Source organism: Actinophytocola sp., assembly GCF_050699935.1.
Taxonomy (GTDB): domain Bacteria; phylum Actinomycetota; class Actinomycetes; order Mycobacteriales; family Pseudonocardiaceae; genus Actinophytocola.
This window is the reverse complement of sequence record NZ_JBOHGB010000151.1, coordinates 1-17,177: the sequence shown is the minus strand read 5'-3', so window position 1 is coordinate 17,177 and position 17,177 is coordinate 1. Positions and strand designations below refer to the sequence as shown.

The window sequence follows — 17,177 nt, the reverse complement described above, 5'->3', positions numbered from 1 at the left end:
GGGGCATCGCGGCGCCGGGGCCAGGTCCCGACCTGACCGGGCGCGGTCGGCAGGTCGGGTAGCTCTGGGGCTATGAACCTATTGTTGTCATAGCAACCGGTTTGCCGTACACGGTTGGTCTGCGATTCGGACCATTTCGTTGGGCCGGGTGGGCTACTCGAGTCGTAGGTCCGCCCGGGCCGGGACAGACGGGTCCAAAAGGAGCCGGTGGGCTCAGTCGGGGGTGGTGGCCGGCAGCCCGGCGATCCGACCCGTGGCGTCCGCCGCGCGACTGCGGGTGGTGAACCCGGCGGCCGGGGGTGGTAGCGAGGTCGAGGCGGCCAGCACACCGTGGGTGCCGCGGGCGCCGCCAGGGATGTCGTGGGCGTTGGACACGGATGTGCCGCCGGGGGCGAACGGGGCGGGGGGCTGGACCGGGTGGCCGGGGCCGGGCTTGTCGGCGTGCTCACCGGGGACGCTGTGCTCGATGGACGTGCGCTGCGGGACCGCCGCGTGCGTGGTGTGGTCCGACGCGAACGCGGCGGTCGAGGGTAATGCCAGGTTAGCCGGCGGCGCGGTCGGGACGGTCGCGATGTGCGCCGGCACGGCGCGCTCCTTGCCGGCCGGGTCGAGAGGCGCGATGCGCCCGAGGTCGGGCAGCCGGAGGAAGGGTTGGCCGCTCGGTGTGGCGAGCAGCGCGGTGACGGCTTGGTTCGAGTGATCGACCGCGGCGGACGAGAGCGCGACGACCGTGTGGGTCACCTCGTGCGCGGTATGGGTGACGGTGTGGGTGGCCGCTTGGGTGAGACCGCCGACCAGGCCGCCGAGACCACCGGCCGATTGCTGTGCGGCCGGCGTCGCGGCCTGCTGCGGGCCGGCACGCGTCGCCGACTGTGGTGTTGCCGGGCGGGTGGTTGCGTCCGGGTCCGTGGCCGCGTCGACCGTCGGCTCTTCGGCGGGTTCGTCGGTGGGCGGCTTCTCGGCCGGTTCCGTGACCGGGCCGGTTGCCGGTGTCCCGGCCGGGTCGGTGGTCGGACCGTCGGTCGGGTTCGTCGCTGGAGCTTCGACCGGGTTCTCGACTGGGCTCCCGGCCGGCCTGGCTGCCGGATCGTCGGCCGGGTTCGTGGCCGGATCGTCGTTCGGCGTGGTCGATGGAGTGCCGGGGTGGTCGGTGGGCCGCTTTTCATTCGGGACGGCCGGTGCCTCGGCGGACGCGGAGGTGGCGAACAGGACACTCAGCAGCCACCCGGCGGCGGCGAGCGCCGCGACGAGCAGGCTCCGGCGCAGCAGTCGGCGGAGCCTGCCGACGGGCGCGCGATTCGGCCCATCCACAGCGTCCATCACCGTCCACCTGCTCACGCCACGTACCCAGAGGATGCCATCCGACTGTGCACACTATCTAGGAAGCCACCGACAACATGCACCCTAGCCGCGGCGAATCCACCCGGAAAGACGGCAAAAGCGCACCTTATCGGCCGTATGGCGCACAGTTGATCACGTGCGGTGAACCCGCACCGGCCTGACGCCGGAGCGTGATCACGACCGGCGGCTCGCTCCGGCACGTCACGCTCCGCGTAGTCCTACTCAATTTCCCGGCCGCCGGGCTCCGGGTGGCGATCACGTTCGTCTCAGCCCCCGACCACGAAGGGGGATGAGATGGACACGGAACGCGACCTCGTCACGGCCGCGCTGTCCGGGGACGACGCCGCATGGTCCGCGCTGGTTCGCGAGTACGCGCCGCTGGTGTGGTCGGTGGCCAGACGCCACCGGCTGTCCCGGGCGGACGCCGCCGACGCGTCGCAGAACACCTGGGTCGCGGTGGCCGAGCGGCTGCCCACGCTGCGGCGGCCGGAGCGCCTGGCGGGCTGGATCGCGACGACGGCGCGCCGCGAGTGCCTCAAGATCCACGCCGAGCGCGGCCGCGAGGTCCCGGCCGACTGGTTCGACGCGCCCGAGCCGGCCGAACGCGGCCCCGAGCCGGCGGTGCTGCGCTCGGCCCGGGACCGGTTGTTGTGGGAGGCGTTCGCGTCGCTGCCGGGGCGGTGCCGAGGGCTGCTCGGTCTGCTGGCCGAGGCGCCGGAGCTGACCTACCCGCAGCTGAGCCGCGCGCTCGGCATCAAGGTGAACAGCGTCGGCCAGACCCGCGGCCGGTGCCTCGAACTGCTCCGCCGGCGCCTGGAGTCGGCCGACATCCGAGGGGAGGCGGGATGAACCTGCTCGCGGACCTGGCCCGACTCCTGCGCCTGGTGGACCCGATGCCCGCACGCGTCATCCCCGACGCCGAGGCCGCCGGCGTCCTCCTGCGCCGACCGGCCCCGCGCGCCGCGGACGCCACCGGCCGCACCAACGCTACCGGCTCACCGCGCGGCGTGGATCTGCTGGTGGTCCTGCTCGACACCGTCCCGGCCGTGCGTTCGGCCGGGCGGCGGGTACGGCTCGGGACGCCGGGTGGCGAGGCCGTGCTGGAGGTGGAGATCCGCCACGTCGGTGCGGGACTGCGGATCGCCGGGCTGGCCCCGGTCGGGGCTCGGCTGGAGGTTCGGTGGGCCGCCGGGGGCATCGAGGCGACAGTGGACGGCGCCGGCTACTTCAACACCGAGGCGCCGGCCGGGCCGGTCCGCTTCCAGCTGCGCCGGCCGGACCGTCGGGCGAGCGCGACGGGATGGCTCTAGGCCAGCTTGTGCAGCCGCTCGATGGCGTCGTCCAGGACCTCGTCCCGCTTGCAGAACGCGAACCGCACGACGTGGCGCCACAGCTCCGGATGGTCGGTGAACCCCTGCACCGGCACCGCCGCGACGCCGATCCGCTCCGGCAGCTGCCAGCACAGCTCGGCGCCGTCCGCGAAGCCCAGCGGGCGCACGTCCGCGCAGATGAAGTACGTGCCCGCGCTGGGCCGGACCTCGAAGCCCGCCGCCGCCAGACCCGCCGCGAGCCGGTCGCGCTTGGCCTCCAGGTCGGCTCGCAGGGCCGACACCCACGCGGACTCCGTGTTCAACGCGTGCGCCACGGCCGGCTGGAACGGCGCCCCGCCGACGAAGGTCAGGAACTGCTTGGCGGCCCGTACCGCCGACACGAGCGCGGCGGGCCCGCACGCCCAGCCGATCTTCCAGCCCGTGCAGTTGAACATCTTGCCCGCGCTGGAGATCGTCACCGTCCGGTCGGCCATCCCGGGCAGCGAGCCGAGCGGCAGGTGCTCGATGCCGTCATAGGTGAGGCACTCGTACACCTCGTCGGTGACCGCGACCAGGTCGTGCTCGACGCACAGCGACGCGATGCCCTCGAGCTCCGCGCGCGTGAACACCGTGCCGGTCGGGTTGTGCGGGGAGTTCAGCAGCAGCAGCCGGGTCCGCGGCCCGATCGCGGCACGCAGCGCGTCGAGGTCGACGGCGAACCGGCCCGAGTCCGGCTCCTCGACCAGCGACACCACCCGCCGGGTCGCGCCGGCTAGCGCCACCGACGCGGCGTAGGAGTCGTAGTACGGCTCGAACAGCACGACCTCGTCGCCCGGCTGGACCAGGGCCAGCATGGCCGCCGCGATCGCCTCGGTCGCGCCGACGGTCACCAGCACCTCGGTGTCCGGGTCGAACTCGGTGCCGTACCGGGTGCGCTGCGCGGCGATCGCCGCGCGCAGCTCGGGGCGGCCCGGCCCCGGCGGGTACTGGTTCATGCCGGAGCCGATGGCCTCCTGCGCGGCCGCGAGCATCGACGGCGGGCCGTCGGTGTCGGGGAAGCCCTGACCCAGGTTCACCGAACCGGTTCTGGTCGCGAGCGCGGTCATCTCCGCAAAGATCGTCGAGGTGAACGGTTCGAGTCGGGGTACCAAGGCTTTCCGGCGCACGGGTCGCAGTCTCACGGACAATGGTCCTGTGCGGCAACTGACGGCCCCGGCGAGGACTCCGGCGACGACCACGGCGACGACACCGGACGGCGCCCCCCTTCCCGGTGAGGAGGAGAAGCGGCGCGGCCTGCGGAGGATGAAGGTCGTCGCGCTCTCGTTCCTGCTCGGCGCCACGGTGATCTTCCTCGCGATGTCGTTCTGGCAGTCCGCGGGTGCGCCGGCGTGGGCGGGCTACGTCAAGGCCGCGGCCGAGGCGGGCATGGTCGGCGCGCTCGCCGACTGGTTCGCGGTCACCGCGCTCTTCCGGCACCCGCTGGGGATCAGGATCCCGCACACGGCGATCATCCCGACCCGCAAGGACGCGCTGGGCAACAGCCTCGGCGACTTCGTCGGCACCAACTTCCTGTCCGAGCAGGTTGTCCGCGAGCGGCTGCGCCGGGTGGGCGTGGCCGGCCGACTTGGCGGGTGGCTGGGCCAGGAGGCGAACGCCGAGCGGGTGACCGCCGAGCTGTCGACCGTCGTGCGCGGGGTCGTCGCCGTGCTGCGGGACGAGGACGTGCAGGCCGTGCTGGAGCAGGCCGTGGTTCGCCGGGTGGTGGCCGTGCCGTGGGGGCCGCCGCTGGGCAAGCTGCTGGCCGGCGTGTTCGCCGACGGCGCGCACCACAAGCTCGTGGACCTGATGTGCGACCGCGCCTACGAGTGGGTCAAGGCCAACCACACGGCGGTCCTGCGGGTGGTGTCCGACCGGGCGCCCACCTGGTCGCCGAGGTTCGTCGACTCGATGGTCGCGGACAAGGTCTACGGCGAGGTGCTGTCGTTCGCCTGGCTGGTGAAGACCGACCCGAACCACCCGATGCGGCTCGCGGTGGACAAGTTCCTCGCCGAGTTCGCCGAGGACCTCCAGCACGACGAGGCCACCATGCGGCGCGCCGAGGCGGTCAAGGAGCAGGTGCTCGACCACCCCGAGGTGCAGAACGTGATCGGCTCGGCGTGGTCGACCGCGAAGGCCATGCTGCTCGACGCCGCGGAGGACCCGTCGAGCGAGCTGCGCAAGCGGGTCCGCGAGGGGCTGGTGGCCCTGGGTCGGCGGCTGACCGGTGACGACTCGCTGCGGGAGAAGGTCGACAGCTGGGTCGAGGGCGTGGCGGCGTACGTCGTGCTCAACTACCGTGACGAGATCACCACGCTGATCACCGACACGGTCCAGCGCTGGGACGCGGCGGAGACCTCACGCAAGATCGAGCTCCAGGTCGGCCGGGACCTGCAGTTCATCCGGATCAACGGCACCGTGGTCGGCGCGCTCGCCGGCCTGCTGATCTACACGGTGGCGCAGCTGATCATGTAGTCACCTGGCGCGCCCGCTCCCGCCACGCGCGTGCCTTCTCGCGGTTGCCGCACACTCGCATCGAGCACCAGGTCCGCGAGTGGTTGCGGGAGCGGTCGAAGAACGCCCAGCGGCAGTCGTCCGCCGGGCAGATCTTGATCCGGTCCCACTCGCCGAGCACGGCCAGCCGGCTCGCCGCGGCCAGCACCGCGCCGACCACCTCGTCGGCGACCAGGCGCGGACCGCCGGCGTCGAGCGTCACGGTGACCTGTGCGGACAGCGCGGCCCGGTCGAGGCCCGGGTCGCCGACCGCGGCCCGCAGCGCCGATCTCACGTCGCCGGCCGAGTCGGCAGCGTCGTTCGAGCCGGTGGTGGACAGGCCGTGCGCGGCGAGCCAGGCGCGCCACCCGGCCGGGTCGTCGAGCAGGTCGGTGCCGTCCTCGACGTCGACCGTGTTGAGGAAATCGAGAACGAGGTCCACGTCCGCGTCCGTGCTGGCGCCTCCGATGGTCACGACACCACTGTAGGCGCTTTGCCGGTTGCTCAAGTATGGTAACCGGCACAACACAAACACTGGTTATGGAGGTATCGATGAACCCCGCGACCACCGCTGTGCCCCGGTTCGGTTCCGTCGTGCTCGACTGCCCGGACCCGCGTGCGCTGGCGGACTTCTACGCCCGACTGCTCGACTGGCCGCCGACCAAGGCCGGCAACGACGATGGCGCCGCCGACGACGGCGACGGCTGGGCGACCATTGAGGGCCCGGGCGGCGCGATGATCGAGTTCCAGCGCGCTGGCGACTACCGGCGACCGACCTGGCCGGACTCCGAGGTGCCGCAGATGTTCCACCTCGACCTCCAGGTCGACGACCTCGAGGCGGCCCACGAGCGGGCCCTGGAGATCGGCGCGAAGCTTCTCGACCGGCAGCGGAGCTTCCGGGTCTACGCCGATCCGGCGGGCCACCCGTTCTGCCTCTGTCAGACCTGAACGGGCAGCTCAGAGCACTAAACACGGGGTGTATAGATGGCGGCTATACACCCCGTGTACAGTGTGCGTCATGTCAATCGGGCACACACTGCTCGGCCTGTTGGAACGAGGGCCACGGCACGGCTACGACCTCAAGCGGGCGTACGACGAGCACTTCGGCCACGACCGGCCGCTGCACTACGGCCAGGTCTACGCGACGCTCTCGCGCCTGCTGAAGAACGGGCTCATCGAGGAGTCGGGCGTCGAGCATGGCGGCGGGCCGGACCGCAAGCGCTACGCGGTCACCGCCGAGGGCGTCACCGACGTCGAGCGCTGGCTCGCCACGCCCGAGAAACCGGAGCTGTACATGCACAGCACGCTGTACACCAAGGTCGTCATCGCTCTCCTGTCCGCACGCGACGCGGACGACGTGCTCGACTCCCAGCGCACCGCCCACCTGCGCGCCATGCGCGAGCTCACCGAGCGCAAGCGCGGCGGCGACCTCGCCGACCAGCTCATCTGCGACCACGCCCTGTTCCACCTCGAGGCCGACCTGCGCTGGCTGGAGCTCACCGCCGCGCGCCTCACCGAACTCCGAAAGGCAGTGCGCTCGTGAGCGGACGCGGAGCGAACCATCAAACGCCGGGCGACCGCGAGCGGCTCGCCCGAGCCTGCGAGGGGGAGTCATGAGACCGCTTCTGCGGGCGGATGCGATCGTCAAGTCGTTCGGGCCGACCAAGGCGCTCGACGGGGCCTCCATGGCCGTCGAGAAGGGCGAGGTCGTGGCCGTGATGGGGCCGTCCGGCTCCGGGAAGTCAACCCTGCTGCACTGCCTCGCCGGCATCATCGCGCCCGACGCCGGCACGGTGACCTACGCCGGCCAGAACCTCGGTGCCCTGCCGGACGTGCCGCGCAGTGCCCTGCGCCGCACGGACTTCGGCTTCGTGTTCCAGTTCGGCCAGCTCGTCCCCGAGCTCACCTGCCTCGAGAACGTGGCGCTGCCGCTGCGCCTCGGTGGCCGCAAGCGCAGGGACGCCGAAAGCCAGGCCCGGCTGTGGCTCGCCCGCCTCGAGGTCGACGACGTCGCGGACAAGCGGCCGGGCGAGGTCTCGGGCGGTCAGGGCCAGCGGGTCGCGGTGGCTCGTGCGCTGGTCACCGGACCGAAGGTGATCTTCGCGGACGAGCCGACCGGGGCGCTGGACTCGCTCAACGGCGAGCACGTCATGCGGCTGCTGACCGACACTGCGCGGGAGAGTGGCGCCGCGATCATCCTGGTCACGCACGAGCCGCGGGTGGCGGCGTACTCCGACCGCGAGGTCATCGTCCGCGACGGCCACACCCGGCAGGTGGAGTTCGCGTGAGGGCGCCACGGGGGTGGGTGAGCGACCTCGCCTTGGGAGTCCGGCTGGCTGTCGGAGGCGGCCGGACTTCCTTGGCGAGGTTCGCGCTCAGCACTTTGGGCATGACGATGGCGGTCGCCGTGCTGCTGGTCGGCGCGTCCGTGGGCTCGATGGTCGAGGGGCACCAGAACCGCTCCATGGCGAACTCGATCGGCGTGAACGAGCCGATCGAGGGCGTGGACCCGGTGTACGTCCAGTGGGGCTCCACGGAGTTCCGCGGCGAGCCGATCGACGCCCAGTACGTCTACGCCGAAGGCGAGAACCATCCCGTGCCGGGCGGCATGCGGGAGCTGCCCGGACCGGGAGAGGCCGTGGTCTCGCAGGCACTGGTGGACCTGCTGCGTTCACCGGAGGGGGAGCTGCTGCGGCCGCGCTTCCCCGGGCCGATCGTCGAGATCCTGGACCCGTCGGTGGTGCCCGAGCCGGACGAGCTGATCGCGTACGTCGGCGCGGACAGCGACATCTCGGACAACCCGAACGCGCTGCCGGTGTACGAGTTCGGCTTCGACGGGGCCCGGTTCGTCCTGGGGCCGGAGCTGGTCGTGCTGGTCCTCGTCGGCGCGGTCGTGCTGCTGCTGCCGGTGTTCATCTTCGTCGCCGCGGCCAGCCGGATCGCCGGTGCGGAGCGGGACCGGCGGTTGTCGGCGCTGCGGCTCGTCGGCTCCGGGGCCCGGCAGGTCCGCCGGATCGCGGCCGCCGAGTCCCTCGTCAGCGCGCTCGCCGGGCTGGTGCTGGGCAGTGCGGTGTTCCTGGTGGGCCGTCGGTTCGCCGAGGACATCACGATGTTCGACCTGCAGGTGTACGTGAGCGACGTGGTGCCCGATCCGGTGCTCGTGGTGGCCATCGTGCTGCTGGTCCCGGCGCTCGCGGTGCTCACCGCGCTGTTCGCGTTGCGCCGCACGATCATCGAGCCGCTCGGTGTGATGCGCTACGCCAAGCCGATCCGCCGCCGGCTGTGGTGGCGGCTCGTGTTGATCGTGGCCGGGGTCGTACTGCTCTTCACCCAGATCGGCCTGCCGAGGGCCTCCAACGGCTGGGGTGCCGCGGTGGCGGCCGGCACGGCGATGCTGCTGGTGGCCGTGCCGGTGCTGCTGCCGTGGCTGCTGGAACGGGTGGCCGGGCGAATCAGCGGCGGACCGTCGTCCTGGCAGCTGGCGATCCGGCGGCTGCAGCTGGACAGCGGCACCGCGGCCCGGGTGGTCGGCGGCGTCGCGGTCGTGCTGGCCGGGGCGATCGCGCTGCAGACCATGGTCATGACCGTGGAGAACGACGTCGGCTCCGGCCCTCGTGCACCGGACGGCAGGCCGTCGGTCGAGGTGTCGGCCACCGCGGCGATCGCCGAGGACGTGATGCGGGACGTGGCGACGGCGCCCGCGGTGGAGGGCACGCACCTGGTGCGGATCGGCGATGCGTTCCCACCGGACTTCGACCCCAGGATGGGCGAGACCTACACCGTCGGCGTGATGGACTGCGCCGCGATCATCGAGCTCACCCCGATCCGCGACTGCGCCGACGGGCAGAGCTGGGCGGTCGACAACTGGGGTAGCGCGGCGAAGCCGGGCGATCGGCTGGAGTTCCGGCAGTACGAGCGGTACGAGGGCGGCAGCGAGGAACCCGCGTACGACACCCTGGACACCTGGACGGTGCCCGACGACGTGCGGCCGGTCTCGTTGCCCGAGCTCTCGCCGATCTACCAGACGCTGATCGTCACGCCGGGAGCGCTGGGGGACACCCGCTTCCCGGACGACAACGCGACCGTGCACGTCAAGGTGGACGACCTCGACTCCGACGGGGTGGAGCGGCTGCGCAACGCGATCGCGGCGTACGGCCCGGACGTCTACATCTTCACGAGTGGCACCGGGGCCGACCTCAGCACCAGCCAGCAGTCGTTCATCGCGGTGCGCAACTCGCTCTACGTGGGGTCGATCGTCACGCTGCTGCTCGCCGGCGTGAGCCTGCTGGTGCTCGCGCTGGAGCAGATCCGGGAGCGCCGCCGGCCGCTCGCGGTGCTCGCCGCCAGCGGCGTGCCGCGGGGGGTGCTGGCGCGGTCGCTGCTCTGGCAGGTGGCGCTGCCGATCGTGCTCGGCGTGCTCGTGGCGGTGCTGGTCGGGGTGGGGCTCGCGTGGCTGCTCGTCCGGCTGTCGAGCGACCCGCTGATGATCGACTGGGTCGGGGTCGGCCTGCTGTCCGCCGCCGCGACGGTCCTCGCCCTGCTGGTGACCGCGATGACGCTGCCGTTCCTGCGCAGCGCCACGCGCCTCACCTCGCTGCGGACCGAGTAAGGGCTCCCTAACAGAATGATCTTGGTCGGTGGTTTGATCTTGCCAGGTGTTGATCATCTGGCGGGAGGGTTCGGTGGCCCAGCGCAGGCCGTGGGAAGTCGACGACGAGCTGTGGCAGCTGGTCGAACCCGTGTTACCCACGGTCGAGCGTCGCTTCCGCCACCCGGGTCGCAAGCGCCTGGACGACCGCAAAGCGTTGTGCGGGATCCTGTTCGTGCTGTACACGGGCATCCCGTGGGAGTTCCTGCCCCAAGAGCTGGGATACGGTTCGGGCATGACCTGCTGGCGGCGTCTGCGGGACTGGACCGAGGCCGGAGTGTGGCAACGCTTGCCCGAGGTACTGCTGGCCCAGCTGAATGCCGCCGGGCTGATCGACTGGTCCCGGGCGGCGGTGGACGGTTCCCATGTCCGGGCGGTGAAGGGCGGCCTAAGACCGGGCCGAGCCCGGTCGATCGAGCACGCACCGGCTCCAAACACCACCTGATCACCGACGGTTCCGGTATTCCATTGGCAGCCACGCTGACCGGTGGTAACCGCCACGACGTGACGCAGCTGATGCCGCTGATCGAAGCTGTTCCGCCGTCCGGGGTCGGCGCGGGCGGCCTCGCCGACGTCCTGAGCGGATCTACGCCGACCGCGGCTACGACCACGACAAGTACCGCAAGCTGGTGCGCACCACAGGCATCCAACCGGTGATCGCCCGCCGCGGCACCGAACACGGGTCCGGGCTCGGCACCGACCGATGGGTCGTCGAGCACGCCTACGCACTGCTGCGCTGGTTCCGCCGTCTACGCATCCGCTGGGAACGCCGCGACGACATCCATCAAGCCTTCCTCAGCATCGGATGCAGCATCATCTGCTGGCGCCGACTCAAGAACAACTCACTCTGTTAGGAGCTCTAAGCTTGTTGTTTAATCAGGTAGCGTCGGTGCGGTACCGCGGTTGATCATGAACGAAGCCCTTGGTTGATCATTCCTCTCGCGACAGAAGGATGACCACGACCAAGGGCTTCAGTTGATCAGTGTGCACGACACCGGCCATGCCGGTTCGCTCGGGGACCTGTCCGGGTTCCGGGTTGCGTTCTACCAGTGCCTGACCGGGCTGGCGGACGTGTTGTTCGAGCTGACCGACGCGGTGTTGTGCGCCGACGGGCCGGTCACCAGCCTGGCCGAACTGTCCCTCACACCGGAGCATCGACGCGGGCACGGTGCCTTCTACGACGCGGTCAACCACGGCTCGATCGAGGCCGACCGGTTACGCACCACCCTGGCCGGTTCGCCGTTACCGCGCGCTGCGGACGGACGGATCGCCCTGGCCGTGGACGTCTCACCCTGGCTGCGCCCGGACGCCGCGTGCAGTCCCGAGCGGCTGTTCTGCCATGTCTATGGCGTTCGCGCAGCGCCTCGCAGTTCATCCCGGGCTGGCCCTACTCCTTCGTCGCCGCGCTGGAGACCGGACGCACCTCATGGACGGCGACCCTGGACGCGATACGCCTGGGCCCGGCCGACGACGCCACCGCGGTCACCGCCACCCAACTGCGTGAGGTCGTGGGTCGGCTCATCGACGCCGGACACTGGCATGAGGGCGATCCACGCATCCTGATCGTGGCCGACGCCGGCTACGACGTGACCCGGCTGGCCTTCGTGCTCGCGGATTTGCCCGTCGAGCTGGTGGACAGAATCCGCTTCGACCGGGTCATGCTGCGTCCCGCACCGCCCCGGTCTGCCCGGCACCAACGGACGCCCACGCAAGCACGGCGGCGTGTTCACCCTGGCCGATCCCGGCAGTTGGCATGCCCCCGACCGCACCACCCACACCGACGCCACCCACACCGACGCCACCCACACCGACGCCACCCACACCGACGCCACCCGCTACGGGCATGCCCAGGCGCGGGCCTGGGATCGGTGCACCCACGCCTGACCCACCGCGGCCCCTGGCTGGACCACGACGGCGAACTGCCTCTTGTCGAGGGCACCGCGATCCGTTTCCAGGTCGAACATCTACCTGGCGACCGGGACCCCAAACCGGTGTGGCTGTGGTCCTCGGTCACCGACGCCAGCGCCGAACTGGTCGACCTGCTCTGGCAGGCATTCCTGCGCCGATTCGACCTCGAACACACCTTCCGGCTGCTCAAGCAGACCCTGGGATGGACCCGCCCCAAACCGCGCGCGCCCGAATCAGCCGACCGCTGGACGTGGCTGATCCTGGCCATCCACACACAACTGCGGCTGGCCCGCCCCACCGTCGAGGATCACCGCCGGCCTTGGGAGAAACCGGTCACCAAGCATTTGTGACATCATCGTCAGAACGGCTGATGCCGACCGTTCCGGCAGACGGAGGATCCTTACATGAGCCCCGCCGGCTGACTCCCGCCCGCGTCCGGCGAGGGTTTCGCAACCTCCGCCCAACAACCACTCACCCAGCAGCCACACCGAAACCATCCCGACCCGGTCCTGACGCCCGCTCGGCTCGACGAACCACCAACCAGCGCCCCGTCACAACATCGGCAAGACCGTCAAACGTAACCTCAGCCCCGAACAACAAGCTGAGAGGCCGCGCACGTAGGCATGGCGGCGCCCGCCGCACCGTGATGCGTCCACCTCGATCACGGCCGGCATCCACCTGCCTGCTCGCGCGGCCTCGAAGTGCCGTGCCGGCCACCGAACTCAGCCTGACAGGCCCCACGCGGCGGACAGGTGCCAGGCGGCGCAGATGTCGACGTCCAGTAGGTACGCGCCGGCCTGGCCGCACTGGCCCTCGCCGGTGCCCGGGTCGAGCGGCTGGCCGTGCCCCATGCCGGTGATCGTGTAGGTCTCCACGAGGGTGCGGCCGCCGCCTTCGTACACCGCGTGCGGGTAGCCGGCCACCGTGTCGGTGCGCGTCGGCGTGGCCGGGATGCCGTGCACGTTCGTCCACTGCTCGACCAGCTCGGTGGCGTTGGACGGCCGGACCGTGTAGTCGGCGTCGCCCTGCCAGATGCTGACCGTCGGCCACGGACCGGTGTGCCCGCTCGCGCCGCGGACCGCGTCACCGAGCTGGGCCGGGCTGAGGTCCTTGCCGGGGTTCATGCACGAGAACGCGTCGACCATGCTCGTCGCGCACCGGTAGGCGATGCCCGCGACGACCCCGCCGCCCGCGAACATGTCCGGATAGGCGGCGAGCATGACGGCGGTCATCGCGCCGCCCGAGGACAGCCCGGTGACCTCGACCCGTGCCGGGTCCGCGCCGGTGTCGTCGAGCTGGCGGCGCACCATCTGCGTGATCGACTCGGCCTCGCCCTGGCCGCGGGTGATGTCGCCGGGCTCGAACCAGTTGAAGCACCTGCTGAAGTTGTTCGCGCTCTGCTGCTCGGGCAGCACCACGGAGAAGCCGAAGCGGTCGGCGAGCTGTGTCCAGCCGGAGCCGGTGCCGTAGCCGGCCGCGTCCTGGGTGCACCCGTGCAGGGCGACGACGACCGGCCGGCCCGTGGGCAGGCCGTCGGGGACGTAGCGGAACATCTTGAGGGCGCCGGGGTTGCTACCGAAGCCGGTCACCTCCACGACGCTCGCCGCGGACGCGGCGCCGGCGCCGGCGACCAGCCCGGCGAGGAGGGTCGTCGCTGCCAGGACCGCCCTGAGATGGATCTTCCACATGCCGCACCTCACTGTGATCGGCATCACTTTCCTTCGACGTTAGATACTTTCCGGCCGCGCCGGGAGAGGGGTGAGCACCACATTCGGGACGCGGATTGTGGTGGTGGCACGCATATCCCGCGCGCCTGGCGGCTCCTACCGTGCTCTGCGCAGCGTCGCGCAGGGAGGTTTTCGCCATGATCGCCCGGATTGCCGTACTGGCCGTCGCCGTCCTCAGCGTGTCCGGGCTCGTGTCCGGCCCGGCCGCCGCCGAACCCGGTGGCGGACACTGCGTGCGGGCGGACCGGTTGCATGTGCCGATGGCCGAGCGCCAGGAAGTGTCCTGTTTGGACGAACTGACGACCGCCGGCACGGTCGCGTCCGGGCACACGGTCGAGGCCGACTGGACGGGTCTCACGCAGGACTCCCTGCCAGCGCCCAGTGGTGTGCCGGGCATCCAGGTCGACGGCTACTTCCCGGACACGTCGACGACCAACGCGCACCACGGCTGGAACCACGACGCGCAGTTCGTGCTGCGCCTGCCGGACCGCTGGAACGGCGGGATGGTCGTGTCGGGCTCGCCGGGCAACCGCCGCCAGTACGCGAACGACCGTGCGATCGCGGACTCGGTGCTGGCCAAGGGATACGCGTTCGCCGCCACCGACAAGGGCAACACCGGCCCGACCTTCCACCACGACGGCCGCCGGCCCGGGGACGCGATCGCGGAGTGGAACACCCGGGTGACCCAGCTGACGATCGCGGCGAAGGCCGTTGTGGCGCAACGGTACGGCCGGCTTCCGGCGCGCACGATCGCGGCCGGCATCTCCAACGGCGGCTACCTCGTGCGCTGGCAGCTGGAGAACAAGCCGTGGCTCTACGACGGCGGCCTGGACTGGGAGGGCACGCTGTGGACCGCGTCCGGCCCGAACATGTTCGACTTCCTGCCCGCGGCGATGCGCGGGTACCCGGCCTACGCGTCGGGCTCGCCGGAGGCGCACCAGGAGATGCTCGACGCGGGCTTCGCGCCCGGCTCGGAGTTCCTGTGGCCGTACCACCACGAGGTCTACTGGGACTTCACGCAGCGCACGTACCGCGAGGAGCTGGACCCGACGTTCGACGGCGACCTCGATGCCGGGATCCCGTACTGCGAAAGCGGAACCCCGAACTGCGACGCCGACTACGACTACGCCTCGCGTCCGGCGTCGGTGCACCGCGCGGTCGCCCGCATCGGGCTGACGGGCCGCATCGGCAAGCCGCTGATCACGCTGCACGGCACGCTCGACACGCTGCTGCCCATCAGCCAGGACTCGGACGCCTACGCCCGGATGATCCACGAAGCCGGCCGCGGCGAGCTGTTCCGCTACCACCGCATCGAGAACGGCGGCCACGTGGACGCTCTGGTGGACGTGTACCCGGACCGGCTGGAGCCGATCGCCCCACGCTTCCGCACGGCCTTCGACGAGCTGGAGTCCTGGCTGCGCCGGTGAACCGGCGCTAGCGGAGCCGGCGCAGGCCGGCGGTCGCGAGGGCGGCGCAACCGCCGACCACCAGCCACGGCAGCCAGGTGGCGACCGCGAACAATCCGGCCACGGCGGGCGCGAGCACCCCCGGCACGGTGAAGGCGTACTGGAACGCGGCCAGGTAGCGCCCGCGGGCCGCGGCCGGTGCGAGGTCGACCGCGAGCGCGTTCGCCCGCGTGCCGAAGAGCAGGCCGCTCGCCGCGAGGATCAGTGTGGCCAGGAGCATCGCGGCGGGCAGCCATGCCACGGGCACGGCGAGCGCGGCGAGGCAGGCCGCGCACCACCCGACCACGAGCGCCGCGCCGCTCGTCATCGCCGTGAGCCGGGAGAACCGGCGGGTGGCCCGCAGCGCCAACGTGGCGCAGGTGGCGTTCACCGCCGTGCTCAACGCGAGCACGACTCCGGGCAGCCACGGCTGCCCGCCGAGCACGTCGAGCACGTAGACCGGGAGACCGACGAGGAAGAAGTCGATCGCCAGCGCGACCAGCGCGGTGATCCCGATGAGCGAGAGGAACCGGCGGTCGGCCCGCAACCGGCCCGGCCGCACGCCGTCCGGGCGCCGGTGGGGCGCGCGGACCAGCGTGGCCAGCAGCGCCGCACAGACCACGAAGCTCACCGCGTTCGCCGCGACCGCCAACCGGAGCCCGGCCGCGCCGGCCGTCGTGAGCAGCGCACCGGCCGCGAGCGCGCCGAGGCCGAAGCAGCCCGCGCGGACCATGGCGACCACGGCGAACGGGTGATCCTTCGGCCCGTCCCCGGCCACATCGGAGATCAGCGCGAAAAGGGAGCTGTAGAACAACTGCTGCCCGGCGGCGAGTGCCACCGTGGCCGCCGCCACCGAGCCGGCGTCGCCGGCGACGAGGAAGGTGAGTGCCCCGGCCGCCTGCACCAGCCGCGAGCCGATCACCACCGGACGCGGGCCGGCGCGGTCCACGAGCCGCCCGGCGACCGGCGGCACGAGCAGTCCCACGACTGTCCCGGCCGCCACGGTCAGGCCCGCCGTGCCGAGCGGCAGGCCGACGACCTTGGTCACGTAGACGAGCGTGAGAGGCAGGAACAGACCGGACCCCGCGTTGTCCACGCCCAGCGCGATCAGCAGGGCACGCCTCGACATCCCGCCCGACGTTACTGTGGAAGTGGCCGAAGGGAGCGGACATGATCGCTCGGGTGTGGCGCGGCTGGGCCCCGCACGACAAGGCCGACGAGTACCAGCGGCACTACGAGGACGAGGTTTCCGTCCACCTCACCGGCGTGCACGGCTTCCGTGGCGCGCGGCTGCTGCGGCGGGTGGACGGAGACGAGGTCGCGTTCGTCTCGATCGCGTTCTTCACGAGCATGCAGGCGGTGCGCGGCTTCGCGGGCGGGCATCCGGAGCGGGCGGTGGTCGAGGAGGCGGCCCGGCGGTTGCTGTCCCGTTGGGACGACGAGGTCACCCACCACGAGGTCGCCGCCGACATCTAGTCGTCCTCCGACGTCCGGGGCACCATGCGTTCCTCCTCCACGCGGTGCTCCAGCTGGGACTGGTGCGCGGCCGGGTGGAACAGCTCGTCGATGGTGTTCATCATCGGGCTCCCGATCCCGCGGCGCTTGGCGAGGGACGCGAACCACCACATGCCGCCCAGCACCACCGCGAACCCGAGCGCGAACACCAGGTACGGCAGGACGGCGGTCATGGCGACGAGCCTACGTGAGGCTCGTGGACCGCGGAGGAGGAAGCGGGCTCTCGTGGAGCCGGTGCAGCCGCAGCGCGATCTGGATCTCCAGCGCGCGGTCCGGGTACTGCCAGTCCGCACCGAGCAGCGAGGAGATCCGGTCCAGGCGCTGCACCACCGTGTTCACGTGGACGTGCAGCTGGTCCTTCGCCCGCGTGAGGTTCGTGCCGCACTCGAAGTACGCCTCCAGCGTGCGCACCAGGTCCGTGCCGCGACGGGTGTCGTAGTCCAGCACCGGGCCGAGCGTCGCGCGCACGTAGCCCTGCAGGTCGGAGTGGTCGCCGATCAGCTGACCCACGAACCCGAGGTCGCCCAGCGCCGCGCCCTGCCCGGCGCGGCCGAGCGCCAGCAGCGTCCGCACGCACCGCGCCGCCTCCGCCGCCGCGGCCGCCAGTGCCACCGGGCCGCGGGCCGGGCCGGACGCGCCGACCGTCACCGGTGCGTCCACTGTGGACCCCAGTTCGCCGGCCAGCTGCTGCGCCAGGCGGGGCGCCGCGTCCGACACCAGCAGCACGACCTGCTCCGCGTGCAGGCCCACGAGC

At 71.6% G+C, this 17,177-nt stretch carries 19 protein-coding genes and 2 pseudogenes; 13 read left to right on the top strand and 8 right to left on the bottom strand.

Annotated features, from left to right (window positions below; all coding sequences use genetic code 11):
• Nucleotides 1-213: 213 nt before the first annotated feature.
• Entirely contained in the window at nt 214-1,320 is a 1,107-nt protein-coding gene (locus ACRDTB_RS31705; RefSeq protein WP_431435872.1) for a hypothetical protein, read from the bottom strand.
• 315 nt (nt 1,321-1,635) lie between these two features.
• Between ACRDTB_RS31705 and ACRDTB_RS31700 the strand changes: the two genes are divergently transcribed.
• Nucleotides 1,636-2,190, top strand: a complete 555-nt coding sequence (locus tag ACRDTB_RS31700; protein ID WP_431435871.1) for an RNA polymerase sigma factor — start codon at nt 1,636-1,638, stop codon at nt 2,188-2,190.
• The gene (locus ACRDTB_RS31695; protein WP_431435870.1) at nt 2,187-2,651 is read left to right on the top strand and encodes a hypothetical protein; all 465 of its coding nucleotides are present in this window, start codon (nt 2,187-2,189) and stop codon (nt 2,649-2,651) included. Before ACRDTB_RS31700 ends, ACRDTB_RS31695 begins: the two co-directional genes overlap by 4 nt.
• Here the strand turns inward: ACRDTB_RS31695 and ACRDTB_RS31690 are convergent.
• Nucleotides 2,648-3,817, bottom strand: a complete 1,170-nt coding sequence (locus tag ACRDTB_RS31690; protein ID WP_431435869.1) for a pyridoxal phosphate-dependent aminotransferase — start codon at nt 3,815-3,817, stop codon at nt 2,648-2,650. The genes ACRDTB_RS31695 and ACRDTB_RS31690 overlap by 4 nt on opposite strands.
• Nucleotides 3,818-3,953: 136 nt before the next feature.
• On the opposite strand from ACRDTB_RS31690, the gene ACRDTB_RS31685 reads away from it, so the two are divergent.
• Nucleotides 3,954-5,162, top strand: a complete 1,209-nt coding sequence (locus ACRDTB_RS31685; protein WP_431435873.1) for a DUF445 domain-containing protein — start codon at nt 3,954-3,956, stop codon at nt 5,160-5,162.
• On the opposite strand, the gene ACRDTB_RS31680 is transcribed toward ACRDTB_RS31685, so the two are convergent.
• Nucleotides 5,155-5,655 (bottom strand): CGNR zinc finger domain-containing protein, encoded by a 501-nt coding sequence (locus ACRDTB_RS31680; protein WP_431435868.1) that lies wholly within the window; start codon nt 5,653-5,655, stop codon nt 5,155-5,157. The genes ACRDTB_RS31685 and ACRDTB_RS31680 overlap by 8 nt on opposite strands.
• A gap of 77 nt (nt 5,656-5,732) precedes the next feature.
• On the opposite strand from ACRDTB_RS31680, the gene ACRDTB_RS31675 reads away from it, so the two are divergent.
• The 5 genes and pseudogenes from ACRDTB_RS31675 (at nt 5,733) to ACRDTB_RS31655 (ending at nt 10,682) form a co-directional block, all read left to right on the top strand.
• A complete protein-coding gene (locus ACRDTB_RS31675) occupies nt 5,733-6,128 on the top strand; it encodes a VOC family protein (protein WP_431435867.1) in 396 nt (131 codons plus the stop codon).
• Between the two features lie 70 nt (nt 6,129-6,198).
• A complete protein-coding gene (locus ACRDTB_RS31670; protein ID WP_431435866.1) occupies nt 6,199-6,723 on the top strand; it encodes a PadR family transcriptional regulator in 525 nt (174 codons plus the stop codon).
• Between the two features lie 70 nt (nt 6,724-6,793).
• Nucleotides 6,794-7,468: an ABC transporter ATP-binding protein gene (locus ACRDTB_RS31665; protein ID WP_431435865.1), complete on the top strand. Its 675-nt coding sequence runs from the start codon at nt 6,794-6,796 to the stop codon at nt 7,466-7,468.
• 101 nt (nt 7,469-7,569) lie between these two features.
• The gene (locus ACRDTB_RS31660; RefSeq protein WP_431435864.1) at nt 7,570-9,789 is read left to right on the top strand and encodes an FtsX-like permease family protein; all 2,220 of its coding nucleotides are present in this window, start codon (nt 7,570-7,572) and stop codon (nt 9,787-9,789) included.
• 73 nt (nt 9,790-9,862) lie between these two features.
• A pseudogene (locus ACRDTB_RS31655) lies at nt 9,863-10,682 on the top strand (IS5 family transposase).
• 76 nt (nt 10,683-10,758) lie between these two features.
• Here the strand turns inward: ACRDTB_RS31655 and ACRDTB_RS31650 are convergent.
• Nucleotides 10,759-11,022, bottom strand: a complete 264-nt coding sequence (locus ACRDTB_RS31650; protein WP_431435876.1) for a hypothetical protein — start codon at nt 11,020-11,022, stop codon at nt 10,759-10,761.
• Between ACRDTB_RS31650 and ACRDTB_RS31645 the strand changes: the two are divergent.
• From ACRDTB_RS31645 to ACRDTB_RS31635, 3 genes and pseudogenes are all read left to right on the top strand, one after another.
• Nucleotides 10,924-11,522 (top strand): annotated as a pseudogene (locus ACRDTB_RS31645) (transposase); the annotation flags it as partial. The gene ACRDTB_RS31650 and the pseudogene ACRDTB_RS31645 overlap by 99 nt on opposite strands.
• A gap of 28 nt (nt 11,523-11,550) precedes the next feature.
• Entirely contained in the window at nt 11,551-11,712 is a 162-nt protein-coding gene (locus ACRDTB_RS31640) for a hypothetical protein (protein ID WP_431435875.1), read from the top strand.
• A complete protein-coding gene (locus ACRDTB_RS31635) occupies nt 11,697-12,086 on the top strand; it encodes a hypothetical protein (protein WP_431435874.1) in 390 nt (129 codons plus the stop codon). Before ACRDTB_RS31640 ends, ACRDTB_RS31635 begins: the two co-directional genes overlap by 16 nt.
• A 372-nt stretch (nt 12,087-12,458) precedes the next feature.
• Here the strand turns inward: ACRDTB_RS31635 and ACRDTB_RS31630 are convergent, their stop codons facing one another.
• Nucleotides 12,459-13,424: an extracellular catalytic domain type 1 short-chain-length polyhydroxyalkanoate depolymerase gene (locus ACRDTB_RS31630; RefSeq protein WP_431435863.1), complete on the bottom strand. Its 966-nt coding sequence runs from the start codon at nt 13,422-13,424 to the stop codon at nt 12,459-12,461.
• Nucleotides 13,425-13,600: 176 nt separating this feature from the next.
• Here ACRDTB_RS31630 and ACRDTB_RS31625 point away from each other — a divergent pair, with 176 nt between their 5' ends.
• Nucleotides 13,601-14,890, top strand: coding sequence for a tannase/feruloyl esterase family alpha/beta hydrolase (locus ACRDTB_RS31625; RefSeq protein WP_431435862.1), 1,290 nt, complete (start codon nt 13,601-13,603; stop codon nt 14,888-14,890).
• A 7-nt stretch (nt 14,891-14,897) separates the two neighbouring features.
• Here the strand turns inward: ACRDTB_RS31625 and ACRDTB_RS31620 are convergent, their stop codons facing one another.
• Nucleotides 14,898-16,037, bottom strand: a complete 1,140-nt coding sequence (locus ACRDTB_RS31620) for an MFS transporter (RefSeq protein ID WP_431435861.1) — start codon at nt 16,035-16,037, stop codon at nt 14,898-14,900.
• Nucleotides 16,038-16,078: 41 nt separating this feature from the next.
• On the opposite strand from ACRDTB_RS31620, the gene ACRDTB_RS31615 reads away from it, so the two are divergent.
• Nucleotides 16,079-16,384, top strand: coding sequence for an antibiotic biosynthesis monooxygenase family protein (locus tag ACRDTB_RS31615; protein WP_431435860.1), 306 nt, complete (start codon nt 16,079-16,081; stop codon nt 16,382-16,384).
• Here ACRDTB_RS31615 and ACRDTB_RS31610 read toward each other — a convergent pair.
• Both ACRDTB_RS31610 and ACRDTB_RS31605 read right to left on the bottom strand, forming a co-directional pair.
• Complete coding sequence (locus ACRDTB_RS31610; RefSeq protein ID WP_431435859.1) at nt 16,381-16,596, bottom strand: hypothetical protein; 216 nt, start codon at nt 16,594-16,596, stop codon at nt 16,381-16,383. The genes ACRDTB_RS31615 and ACRDTB_RS31610 overlap by 4 nt on opposite strands.
• Before the next feature lie 10 nt (nt 16,597-16,606).
• Nucleotides 16,607-17,177, bottom strand: a 571-nt coding sequence (locus tag ACRDTB_RS31605; protein ID WP_431435858.1) for a PucR family transcriptional regulator, incomplete at its 5' end; no start/stop codon positions are given.

Coding starts and splice junctions, on each gene's coding strand:
- ACRDTB_RS31670 (WP_431435866.1), top strand. CDS start 6,199: ATGTCAATCGGGCACACACTGCTCGGCCTGTTGGAACGAGGGCCACGG.
- ACRDTB_RS31665 (WP_431435865.1), top strand. CDS start 6,794: ATGAGACCGCTTCTGCGGGCGGATGCGATCGTCAAGTCGTTCGGGCCG.
- ACRDTB_RS31660 (WP_431435864.1), top strand. CDS start 7,570: ATGACGATGGCGGTCGCCGTGCTGCTGGTCGGCGCGTCCGTGGGCTCG.
- ACRDTB_RS31625 (WP_431435862.1), top strand. CDS start 13,601: ATGATCGCCCGGATTGCCGTACTGGCCGTCGCCGTCCTCAGCGTGTCC.
- ACRDTB_RS31695 (WP_431435870.1), top strand. CDS start 2,187: ATGAACCTGCTCGCGGACCTGGCCCGACTCCTGCGCCTGGTGGACCCG.
- ACRDTB_RS31700 (WP_431435871.1), top strand. CDS start 1,636: ATGGACACGGAACGCGACCTCGTCACGGCCGCGCTGTCCGGGGACGAC.
- ACRDTB_RS31610 (WP_431435859.1), bottom strand. CDS start 16,596: ATGACCGCCGTCCTGCCGTACCTGGTGTTCGCGCTCGGGTTCGCGGTG.
- ACRDTB_RS31630 (WP_431435863.1), bottom strand. CDS start 13,424: ATGTGGAAGATCCATCTCAGGGCGGTCCTGGCAGCGACGACCCTCCTC.
- ACRDTB_RS31675 (WP_431435867.1), top strand. CDS start 5,733: ATGAACCCCGCGACCACCGCTGTGCCCCGGTTCGGTTCCGTCGTGCTC.
- ACRDTB_RS31615 (WP_431435860.1), top strand. CDS start 16,079: ATGATCGCTCGGGTGTGGCGCGGCTGGGCCCCGCACGACAAGGCCGAC.
- ACRDTB_RS31620 (WP_431435861.1), bottom strand. CDS start 16,037: ATGTCGAGGCGTGCCCTGCTGATCGCGCTGGGCGTGGACAACGCGGGG.
- ACRDTB_RS31705 (WP_431435872.1), bottom strand. CDS start 1,320: ATGGACGCTGTGGATGGGCCGAATCGCGCGCCCGTCGGCAGGCTCCGC.
- ACRDTB_RS31685 (WP_431435873.1), top strand. CDS start 3,954: ATGAAGGTCGTCGCGCTCTCGTTCCTGCTCGGCGCCACGGTGATCTTC.